Annotated in this window: 10 protein-coding genes and 1 pseudogene; 4 read left to right on the forward strand and 7 right to left on the reverse strand. The window is 70.9% G+C overall.

The window, feature by feature from the left end:
- Nucleotides 1-624 (forward strand): hypothetical protein (locus tag J7E93_RS33785; protein WP_374105469.1); only part of this gene is annotated, 624 nt, incomplete at its 5' end.
- 111 nt (nt 625-735) lie between these two features.
- Complete coding sequence (gene mscL / locus J7E93_RS33790) at nt 736-1,224, forward strand: large conductance mechanosensitive channel protein MscL (protein WP_215073862.1); 489 nt, start codon at nt 736-738, stop codon at nt 1,222-1,224.
- Nucleotides 1,225-1,243: 19 nt separating this feature from the next.
- Here the strand turns inward: mscL and J7E93_RS33795 are convergent, their stop codons facing one another.
- From J7E93_RS33795 to J7E93_RS33825, 7 genes and pseudogenes are all read right to left on the reverse strand, one after another.
- Nucleotides 1,244-1,465, reverse strand: a complete 222-nt coding sequence (locus J7E93_RS33795; protein WP_215073863.1) for a hypothetical protein — start codon at nt 1,463-1,465, stop codon at nt 1,244-1,246.
- Between the two features lie 60 nt (nt 1,466-1,525).
- Entirely contained in the window at nt 1,526-1,999 is a 474-nt protein-coding gene (locus tag J7E93_RS33800) for a hypothetical protein (protein WP_251067482.1), read from the reverse strand.
- On the reverse strand, nt 1,996-2,658 hold the full coding sequence (locus J7E93_RS33805; RefSeq protein ID WP_215073864.1) for a ubiquinol-cytochrome c reductase iron-sulfur subunit: 663 nt from the start codon (nt 2,656-2,658) through the stop codon (nt 1,996-1,998). The genes J7E93_RS33800 and J7E93_RS33805 overlap by 4 nt, the downstream gene beginning before the upstream one ends.
- A 104-nt stretch (nt 2,659-2,762) precedes the next feature.
- Nucleotides 2,763-3,356 (reverse strand): annotated as a pseudogene (locus J7E93_RS33810) (4Fe-4S dicluster domain-containing protein); the annotation flags it as partial.
- Nucleotides 3,357-3,364: 8 nt separating this feature from the next.
- The gene (locus J7E93_RS33815) at nt 3,365-5,680 is read right to left on the reverse strand and encodes a molybdopterin oxidoreductase family protein (protein WP_215073865.1); all 2,316 of its coding nucleotides are present in this window, start codon (nt 5,678-5,680) and stop codon (nt 3,365-3,367) included.
- Entirely contained in the window at nt 5,677-6,768 is a 1,092-nt protein-coding gene (locus J7E93_RS33820; protein ID WP_374105470.1) for an MFS transporter, read from the reverse strand. The genes J7E93_RS33815 and J7E93_RS33820 overlap by 4 nt, the downstream gene beginning before the upstream one ends.
- 217 nt (nt 6,769-6,985) lie before the next feature.
- Nucleotides 6,986-8,239: a phospholipase D-like domain-containing protein gene (locus J7E93_RS33825; RefSeq protein ID WP_215073866.1), complete on the reverse strand. Its 1,254-nt coding sequence runs from the start codon at nt 8,237-8,239 to the stop codon at nt 6,986-6,988.
- A gap of 239 nt (nt 8,240-8,478) precedes the next feature.
- On the opposite strand from J7E93_RS33825, the gene J7E93_RS33830 reads away from it, so the two are divergent.
- Entirely contained in the window at nt 8,479-9,651 is a 1,173-nt protein-coding gene (locus J7E93_RS33830) for a low temperature requirement protein A (RefSeq protein ID WP_215073867.1), read from the forward strand.
- A gap of 110 nt (nt 9,652-9,761) precedes the next feature.
- Nucleotides 9,762-10,402 (forward strand): P1 family peptidase (locus J7E93_RS33835; RefSeq protein ID WP_215073868.1); only part of this gene is annotated, 641 nt, incomplete at its 3' end.

Raw genomic sequence — 10,402 nt, forward strand, 5'->3', positions numbered from 1 at the left:
GCGATGACGACCTCCCACCCCACCCACACCCACCCCACCCACCCCGGCCCCCACAACGCCCGGGCCCGGTTCGCCGGCCCTTCCCCCGTTCACTCCCCCGACCACACCCTGGGCCACGCCGACTCGCCGCTTCCCGAGGGGTGCGCCGTTCCTCGGTTCGAGCCGCTACGGGTGCGGGGCGGCCCGCAGCGTCTGCGCCGGGCGTTGCGGCGCAGGCGGCGGGCGCCGGCCGCGATCCTCACCCTGGCCGCGGCGGCGCTCGCGGTGGCCGGTGGGTCGGGCCGGGTGTCCGCGGACCCTCCGCCGCACCCGGCGGTCGAGGAGCAGCGCCGGCCGGCCGCGGTGCGGCTGGTGTCGGCTCCGGTACGGATCGCCGACGCCGCGACCGTACGGCTGTTGCGGCCCGGCGACCGCGTCGATGTGATCGCCGCGCCCAACTCGCCGATGAGCGGGGCCGATACGGCGCGTGTGGTCGCCACGGGTGCCCGAGTGGCCGAGGTTCCGCGGTCGGACGAGAATCGTCCGGACGGTGGGGCGCTGATCGTCCTCTCCGTTCCACGGCCGACGGCGACGGCACTGGCCGGTGCGGGGGTCACCTCCCAACTGGCGGTGACAGTGTGCTGATTCGTACGGGCTGCCTGCCGAGTAACCGTCCCGTGTGTACGGATTGGACGCCTCTGGGCCGTGCACGGCCTAATGGCTCCACCGACTCCACACGCGACGAAAGGCAGTTTGGTGAGCGACAAGAAGGAAAGCGTGCTGGGAGGCTTCAAGGCCTTCCTCATGCGAGGCAATGTGATCGACCTGGCGGTGGCGGTCGTCATCGGTGCCGCGTTCACCAACATCGTGAACTCGGTCGTCAAGGGTGTCATCAACCCGTTGGTCGGCGCCTTCGGCACCAAGAATCTCGAGAGCTACAAGTCCTGTCTCAAGGCCCCCTGCCGGGTCGTGAACGGCGAGATGCAGGGCATCGAGATCCAGTGGGGCCTCGTCCTCAGCTCGGTCCTGAGCTTCCTGATCACCGCTGCCGTCGTCTACTTCCTGATGGTGCTGCCGATGGCCAGGATCCTGGCCAAGCGGGCCGCCCACGACAAGGCGAGGGAAGGCGTCCAGGAGACCCTGGAGGTCAGCGAACTGGAGGTGCTCAAGGAGATCCGCGACCACCTGGTCGCCCAGCGCGGCCCGAGCTCGGGCGCCGGAGCGGGGACGCACCCCACCTCCTAGCCGGCGGCTCGCGTCGGCGTCAGAGGTGGTGCGGCGGCTTCTCTTCGAGGAAGCGCGCGAGATCGGCGGCGCTGTCACTGCCGCCAGGAGGCCGCTCGCCCCATCCACGGTCCGTGTCGTCCGCGGACTGCTGGTCCAACGGATCGTCGAAGATCAGTGCCGGCTTGGGTGCGATCGCGTGGAGGGGATCGGCGTCGGACTGCTTCGCTTCTCGCGGTCCGTGGGCGGGGGCGGTGCTCATATCTTCAGGGTACGCCGGGGAATGCCGGCCGTACCCCCCTGATCCGGTCCCTTCCCCGGCTCAGCGGTCCTTCGGATCGAGCAGCCACAGTCCGAGGACGACGAGGAACGACAGGACCAGGAAGCCCCCTCCCCACCAGGCCGTTCCGGTGTCCCCGGCCATCCACTCGTCGACCACGATCGTCAGTCCCCACAGCTGGCCGACGACGACGGTGAGGGCCAGGGCCAGGCGGGCGGTGAGTTTCGAGGAGCGCTCGGGCTCCTGCTCCGTACCGGCGCCCGGGCCGGGTCCCGTGTGCCGGACCCGGGGGTCGCCGTAGCCGCTGGTGGGCCGGATCTGCGGATAGCGCTCGTGGACGGGGCGGTTCAGGCGGGCCTGGGCGCTGCCGGGGGTGTAGGCGGGCAGAGGCCACGGCTCGGCCCCGGAGCCGGAGCCGGAATCTCGGCCGGGTTCACGGCCGGATCCGTACCCGGGTCCGTGCGCCGGTTCGCGGCCGGGGGCTTCGGGGTCGCGGGGGAACGGGGTGTCGGTCATGTCCGTTCGCTCCTCGCTCGCGGGCCCCGGGCGGAGAGCGCCGGGCAGTCGAGGCGCTCGGCCAGGTCGGGGCGTTCCTCACCGAGCTGACGGCACAGCCCTTCCTGGACGCTCTCTCCCGAGCGGGTGGTGCCGACGGCCCAGACACTGCCGTCGGCCTCCTCCACCAGCAGCACCTTCGGCAGCGGCCGTGGCGGCGGACCCGCGGTCACCTCTCCCGTACGCGCGTCGAAAACGCCCTCGTGGCAGGGGCAGTACAGCTCGCCCTCACCGCCCCTGTCCTTGCGCCACAGCACGGCGCAGGCGAGGTGGGTGCAGACGGCGGAGTAGCCGGCGAGCGTGCCGTCGTCCAGACGGATCGCGACCGCCCGGTCCTCCTGTTCGGGGTAGCGGAAGGCGAGGGACTCGCCGGGCAGCAGCCGGTCGGCGATCTTCTTCGGCTCGGGTGCCCCGTCGCTGTCCCCGTGCCGGTGCAGGATGCCGGCGGCGACACCGATGCCGCCGGCCGCCAGACCGCCGGAGACGGTCGCGACGATCCGCAGATAGTCGCGCCGTGTGGTCAGGGAGTCTGCGGCGATCCGGTCGTGCAGGGCATCCTGCGCCGCGTCGGCGGCAGCCGGGCCGGGGCTGTCGCCGGAAGGCTGTTCGGTGACGCTCATCCCGCGCCCTCCCGTGGCCCGTCGCCACCTCTGTCCACCGTGCCCACCGTGTCCGCCCTGTTCGCGTGGCTCGCGTGGCTCGCGTGGCTCGCGTTCGCTTCGCTCACGTCCACTCCGTTGATCTCCACGACGGGAAGGCCGCCGGGGACCGGCCACTGGACCTTGTCGGCGGGAACGACCATCGCCACTCCGGTGGAGACGGTGGTGGAGCCGAAGGTGAAGGAGTCGGCGACCTGGACGCCGGGGCGTTCGGCCTGGAGCTCCTCGACGGTGCCGTAGAACAGGGCGCCCGTCGGACAGACCGTGGCGCACATCGGGGCGAGCCCGTAGGCGGTCCGGTCGTAGCAGAGGTTGCACTTCATCTGCAGCTTCGCCTGGAGGTCGATCTTCGGGACGCCGAAGGGACAGGCGTTGACGCAGTTGGCGCAGCCGATGCAGCGGGTGGTGTCGGCCTGCTGCACCACACCGTCGGCGGTGACCAGGATCGCGTCCGCGGGGCAGACCTCGGCGCACGGGGCGACCGGGTCCTCGCAGTGCATGCAGACCGTGGGAAGGGAGGCGACCGAGTGCCCTTCGTCGGGATAGTCGAGGTGGATCATCGACTTGCCGCGGTGCGAGTCGCACTCGCGGCAGGCGGAGACACACGCCTGGCAGCCGATGCAGCGTCCCGGGTCGATGAAGATCGTGCGGCCCATCATGAGCGGAGTCAGCTCCTCTCCGAGGTGCCACGGCCCTGCGGGGACGTGGGAGGCAGGGGGTCGGTGCGGGAGACCTGCGCCTCCGGGTAGGCGGGGCGGCCGGGGGCGTTCGGAGGCGCGGGGACCTCGTCGACGCGTTCGGCGGCCTCGATCCGCGCGGCGCAGACCTTGTACTCGGGGATCTTGGAGCGGGGGTCGAGCGCGTCGATGGTCAGGGCGTTGGCGGCCGTGGGGACCGGCCAGTGGTACGGGACGAAGACGGTGTCGGGGCGGATCGCCTCGGTGACCAGGGCGGGGAAGACCTCGCTGCCGCGGCGGGTGACGACGCGGACGGGGTCGCCGTTGCGGAAGCCGTGCGAGGGGTGGACCTCGACCCAGGGCCGGGGGGTCTGCTCGACGAGGCCGCCCAGGCGGCGGGTCTGGTTGCCGGAGAGGAAGTGGGCGACGGTGCGGCCGGTGGTGAGCGAGAGGGGGTACTCCTCGCTGTACGGGTCCATGGGCGGGTGCCATTCGACGACCTGCATATGGATCTTGCCGTCCGGGTGGTAGGTCCTGCCGTCCTCGAAGAGGCGGGGGGTGCCCGGATGGTCGGTGTTCGGGCAGGGCCAGGAGATGCCGCCGGTCTCCTCCAGGCGTTCGTAGGTGATGCCGTAGTAGTCGTTGACCGTTCCGGCGGAGGCGACGCGCAGTTCCTCGAACACGGAGCGGGAGTCGGGGAAGTCGAACTTGTCGCCGGCGCCCAGGCGCCGGGCGAGCTCGCAGATCACCCAGGTGTCGGTGCGGACTCCGGCGGGCGGTTCCTGGGCCTTGTTGTGCTTGACGACCCGGGCTTCGGCGTTGGCCATCACCCCTTCGTCCTCGGCCCAGACGGTGACGGGGAAGACGACGTGCGCGTTGGCGGCGGTCTCGGAGAGGAAGAAGTCGAATTGGGCGTGGAACTCGGTGGCGTCGTAGCCCTGCTTGACGGCGGCGTAGTTCGGAAGGGAGACGAAGGGGTTGTTGCAGATGCCGATCAGTCCGCGGATCTCGCCGCGCTGCATCTGCCAGACCATCTCCATCATGGAGGTGCCTGCGGGCGGCAGTTCGGTCTCCTCGATGCCCCAGATCTCGCAGATCTGGCGGCGGTGCTCGGGGTTCATGATCGAGCGGCCGCCGGGGAGGAGGTCGGATTTCTGGCCGTGTTCGCGGCCTCCCTGACCGTTGCCCTGGCCGGTGATGGTGCCGTAGCCGGCGCCGGGCCTGCCGATGTTCCCGGTGGCGGTGCACAGGTTGATGATCGTCAGGCAGTTCTCGACACCCTGGGAGTGGTGCTCGACGCCTCGGGCGTGCCAGGCCATGGCTCTGTCGGCGCCGGCGAACATCCGGGCGGTCCGCACGATCTGTTCCTCGGGGACACCGCAGATCTGGGCGGACCGGGAGGGCGGGTAGTCGGCGACGGTCTCCTTCACCTCGTCCCAGCCGGTGGCGTGGGCGGCGAGATAGGCCTCGTCGGTGAGGCCTTCGGCGACGATCACGTGCAGGACGGCGTTGAAGAAGGCGGAGTCGGTGCCGGGCTTCAGGGCGACGTGGAGATCGGCGGTGCGTGCGATGGCCGTCTCGCGGGGGTCGACGACGATCAGACTGGCGCCGCGGTCCCGGGCGCCCCACAGGTACTGCGTCATCACGGGGAAGCACTCGCCGACGTTGGAGCCGGCGATGAGCAGGCAGTCGGTGAGGAGGATGTCGGAGAAGGGGTTGCCGGCCCGGTCGATGCCGAAGGCGAGCTTGTTGGCGCCTGCGGCGGAGACCATGCACAGGCGGCCGTTGTAGTCGACGTGCCTGGTCTTCAGGGCGACCCGGGCGAACTTGCCGACGAGGTAGGTCTTCTCGGAGAAGAGGCTGGCTCCGCCGAGCAGGCCGAAGGCGTCGTTGCCGTACTCGGCCTGGATGCGGCGGATCTCGGAGACGGTGAAGTCGAGCGCCTCTTCCCAGCTCGCCTCGCGGAAGGGCTCGTCCCGGTTCCGGCGCATGAGCGGGGCGGTGAGCCGGTCGGGGTGGTTGACCTGCTGGTAGGCGTTGATGCCCTTCGGGCAGAGCCGCATCCGGTTGATGTCGTGGTTGCGGGGTTCGACACCGAAGACCTTGCCGCCCCGGTCGACGCGGAGGTACATGCCGCACTGGACGCCGCAGAAGCAGCAGTGGGTGGGGACGAGCGTCTCGCCGTTCTGGTCGGCGTGCCAGCGGTCGGCGGGGATGCCGCCGGCGTCGCGGAAGGCGCGGGTGCCGGGCGGTGCGATGGAGGGATCGAGAGTGTGGTGGTGCTGCCCCACCTGCGGCTGCGTCACTTGAAGCCCTTCTTGACGTGGGTGAGGTAGGCGTTGCCGCGCAGGACGCGTTTGCAGCGGGGGCAGTACTCGGCCCATGCGTCGAAGCCGAGCTGGAGATCACGCATGGTGCCCCGGAGGTTCTCGACGTAGGGGGCGGTGTCGATGGGTTCCTGGCAGCGGCGGCAGGCCATGACCGGCTCGTCCTTGGAGCGGGAGGTGTATTTGAAGAGCTGCATGCCGACGGCCGCGGGGCGCTGGACGATGTGGAAGAACTTCCCGAAGGGGATGTAGATGAGGGTGAAGACGACCGAGACCATGTGCAGGATCGCCAGGAACTGGTAGCCGCCGCCGTGCAGGAAGATCGACGAGAAGGTGAGCAGGAGGCCGGTCACGGAGATGACGATCAGCGCGATGAGCGGGACCAGGTCGTAGGCGAAGCGCTGGCCCGTGACGGCTCCGCGGTCCTTCATCCGTCGCCACAGGAAGTAGGAGGCGCCGGGGATGACGAGGACGGCGGCGACGTCGAGGCCGTGGAACATCAGCCAGCCGACGATGTTCAGCGCGTCGAAGCCGAGGACCTTGAAGCCCCAGATGCGCATCTCGTAGCCGGGGCCCGCGCCGGTGGAGGAGGTGAAGGTGAACCAGCCCCAGGTGAGCGGGAAGGTGATCAGGGCAGCCAGGACGCAACCCCAGAAGATCAGCTGGTGGGCGGCCCAGCGGGCGTGGGAGCGGGCGCCGAGGAACTTCTGGAGGCCGAGATAGGTGGCGATCATCTTCGGCAGGGCCGTGGGGGCGCGGCGGAAGTTGGCGGCCGAGAAGAAGGAGCGCCAGCCCTGCCTGAAAAGGCGCCGGGCGCCGGGGGCGGAGATCCAGACGGTGTAGCGGTAGGCGACGCCGAAGGCGAGGAAGACGGTGGCGACGGCGTACGGGAGGAGCGCCGAGTCGAAGTCGCGCAGGAGCCGGCTGCCGAGGACGATCGCGAGGATCAGCAGCGCCGAGACGACGGCCCCGGCGAGGGTGGCCCGCCGGCGCACGGCGGCGGGGCTCCGGACGGCGGCCTCGGGGGTGGGGACGACGGCCTCGGCGGCCTGCGGTGGCTCGGTCACCCGGTCACCGTAGGGCGGTATGCGGCTTTTTGGCCTGTCGTGCGGACCGGGTGGGTGAGGGGGTCCCTCGGATGGCGTTCGGGCCCTGGGCCCCAAGAGACCCGCACCGCTCTCTGCTGGTCCTCGTCTCGGCGTCGCGGAGAGCGGGTGCGGGCCACCGGCCTGCTGGTTCTCGGGGCTCAGGCCCGGTGTTCGCTGGTGAGTGCCTGCACGGAACTCAGTACTGCTGGCACATACCCGAGTTCCGCATCGTCTCGAAGTTCGCGGCGAACGCGGTGTACACCGCGGCGTTGTCGATCTTCAGGAGCGTCTCGTCGTGCGAGCGGAGGTTGGGGAAGGTGTAGTTGTGGCTGCCGGTGAAGACCAGCTTGCGGCCCCAGGCGCCCAGGTAGTTCCCCTCGATCAGCATGTACTTGGAGTGGACGCCGATCGTGCGGGTGCTCAGGGAGTCCGTGACGGTGCCGGCGCACCTGCGCAGCGAGGTGATCTTTCCCTGGAGGGTCTGCTTCACCACGGAACCGATGTTGCCGGACTCGCCGTTGTGGATCACCTCCACCTGGCATCCCTTCCCCTGCAGCGCCACCAGGCTCTGGGCGACCTGGGGACGGGTGAAGGCGAACATCCCGATCCGGATCCGGGTGACGGCGCCGGCCCCGTCCGTGCACTGGCCGACGTTGCCGAGGAGGGAGACGACCGTGTCGCTGTCCGGGTCGGTGGAGTAGGTGTTGCCCGTCTCCTTCCGCGGGAAGAAGTACGTCTTGTACGGGCCGCTCTGTGTGGTCCGGTAGTAGTCGTCCGTCCCGCCCGCGGCCCCCTTCGCGCCCTCCACCGCCAGGTCGTTCCAGTAGTGCAGGTACTCGTCGTAGAGCCCGGAACCGGCGTCGGGGATGGTCACCGCGTTGTTGTACATGTTCACGCGCTGGTTCTTCGTCAGGTTCGCCGAGGTCTGGAAGACGACCTTCGGTGTGGTGCCGACCTGCGAGAAGAGAAAGAACTTGTTGTGGTTGATCGCCCCGTCGTCGTCGGCGTCCAGGGTCCGGTTGCCGATGCAGCCGCGCTCGGCGGGACAGGCCATCACCCAGGAGTCGGCGGTCCGGTCGACCCCGAGGGAGGTCACCAGCGTCGGATACTCGGTGCCGGTCGCGTCGCCCGAGGCGTTCGTCTCGGCGATGGCGTCCCCGTCGAGGAGCAGCTTCACCTTGACGCCGTCGTCCCGGACGGCGCGTGCCAGCGCCGCGCTGACGACGCCGTCCGTGAAGAGGTACATCGAGCCGTGGATCTCCGAGCCGGGAGCGGCGGCGTCGATCAGGTCGACGAGCTCGTCCCGTACCGCGTCCCGGTCCGCCGCGAGACCGCTGGCCGGGTTGTTGAAGACTGCCTTCGCCCCCACCGTCTCCTCGGCCACCGCGCCCGGCGCGCCCAGCAGCGAGGTCGTGCATATCAGAGCCGCCAGCGCGGCCAGGTTCCTCACGCGCGACGTCGTACGTGGCATGCGCATGAAACATCCCCCCTCTTGATCAGTTGACCTCGCGGAGCTTAGTGCGTGCCCCACGTGCGACGCCGCCCCGGTTCGGGGCGCTCCGGCGCCCGGCGGGCCCGGGTCCCGGACCGTACGGACCGCACCGGTACGACGGCCCGCCCCCGGGTGAAACGACACTCCGCACCGGGGTGGGCCGCTCACGTGCCCGCCGCTCTGGTGTGCTGGGCCGCATGAAGCAACCTTTCCTGCCGCTCACCGCCCGCTCCCGCGACGAGGCGCATCGCGCCGCGACGCCGCTCGAGCTCTTCTTCGACCTCTGTTTCGTCGTCGCCGTCGCCCAGGCCGGCATGGAGCTCGTGCACGCCGTCGCCGAGGCGCACACCGCCGAGGGGATCATCAACTACGCGATGGTGTTCTTCGCCATCTGGTGGGCGTGGATGAACTTCACCTGGTTCGCCTCCGCCTACGACAACGACGACGTCCTCTACCGCGTCGTCACCCTCGTCCAGATCGCCGGCGTCCTCATCCTCGCGGCCGGAGTCTCCCGCGCCTTCCAGGACCACGACTTCCTCGTGGTCTGGCTCGGCTACGTCGTGATGCGGTGCGCCCTCGCCACCCAGTGGCTGCGCGCCGCCCACCACGCCACCACCCCCGGCGAGCGCGCCATGTGCCACCGGTACGCGGGCGGGGTCCTGCTCTGCCAGGTCGGCTGGACCGCGCTGCTCCTCACGCCGGAGTCCGCCCGCCCCTGGGTCTTCCTCGTCATGGCGATCGCCGAGATGGCCGTACCCGTGTTCGCGGAGAAGAACGTCACCACCCCGTGGCACCCGCGCCACATCGCCGAACGCTACGGCCTGTTCACGATCATCGTGCTCGGCGAGACGGTCGCGGCGGCCACCGTCGCCGTGAAGTCCGGGGTCGTCGAGGAGGACGCGCTCGGCGAGCTGCTTCCGATCGCCGCGGGCGGCCTGCTGATCGTCTTCGCCGCCTGGTGGATCTACTTCGTCGTGCCCGCCCACGACCGTCTCACCTCCAACCGGCAGGGCTTCCTGTGGGGCTACGGCCACTATCTGATCTTCGCCTCCGCCGCCGCGATCGGCGCCGGCATCGAGATCGCCGTCGAGCAGGCCGTGGGCAAGGCCCACATCTCCACGCTCGCCGCTTCGTCGGCGGTGACGATCCCCGCCGCGCTGTTCCTGCTGTGCGTCTGGGTCCTGCACGCCCGCTACTTCAAGGTCGGCACGGCGCAGCAACTCGTGCTGCCCCTTTCGTCGCTGGCGATCCTCATGTGCTCGTTCGCGGGACGCTGGGCGGTCCTGGCGGCCGGAGTCGTCGCGGCGGCGACGGTGGCGGTCGGGGTGACCCTGACGGCCCGCAACCCGGCCACCCGAAGGGTCGGCTAAGGGCTGTCCGCTCGATCCGCTCATCGGCTCACCGGGTTCCGGCGCGCTCACCGGTTCCGGCGCGCCGATATCCCTGCGCGGCGGGCCAACCGGCGTGGTACGCAGGGGTCATGACGCGACACGACGCACTCACGGACGTGGCCGGGCTGCGGATCGGCCACGCGCGCGTGGCCGGGCCGGGCGCCCTCAGCGGCACCACCGTCGTTCTCGCCCCGCCGGGCGGGGCCGTGGCGGCCGTGGACGTACGGGGCGGAGGCCCGGGCACCCGGGAGACCGACGCGCTCGACCCGCGCAACGTCGTCCAGCGGATCGAGGCGCTGGTGCTGACCGGCGGCAGCGCCTACGGACTGGATGCGGCCGCCGGTGTGATGGCCTGGCTGGAGGAGCGGGGGCGCGGGGTACGCGTCGGGCCGGACCCGTCGCACGTGGTCCCGGTCGTCCCGGCCGCCTGCGTCTTCGACCTCGGCAGGGGCGGCGACTTCGCGGCCCGCCCGGACGCGGGCACCGGGCGCGCGGCGGTGGAGGCCGCGGCGGCGACCGGGGCGCACGCGCGCGTGGAGACGGGCGCGGTCGGCGCCGGAACGGGCGCCGTGGTCGGCGGGCTCAAGGGCGGGGTCGGCACGGCGAGCACGGTCCTGGAGTCGGGTGTCACGGTCGGCGCGCTGGTCGTGGTCAACGCGGTCGGCTCGGCGGTCGATCCGGAGACGGGCGTGCTGTACGGGCAGTACTTCCAGGGCCGACCCGCCGTACC

It is taken from the genome of Streptomyces sp. ISL-36 (genome assembly GCF_018614205.1).
In the GTDB taxonomy this organism is placed as follows: Bacteria; Actinomycetota; Actinomycetes; order Streptomycetales; family Streptomycetaceae; genus Streptomyces.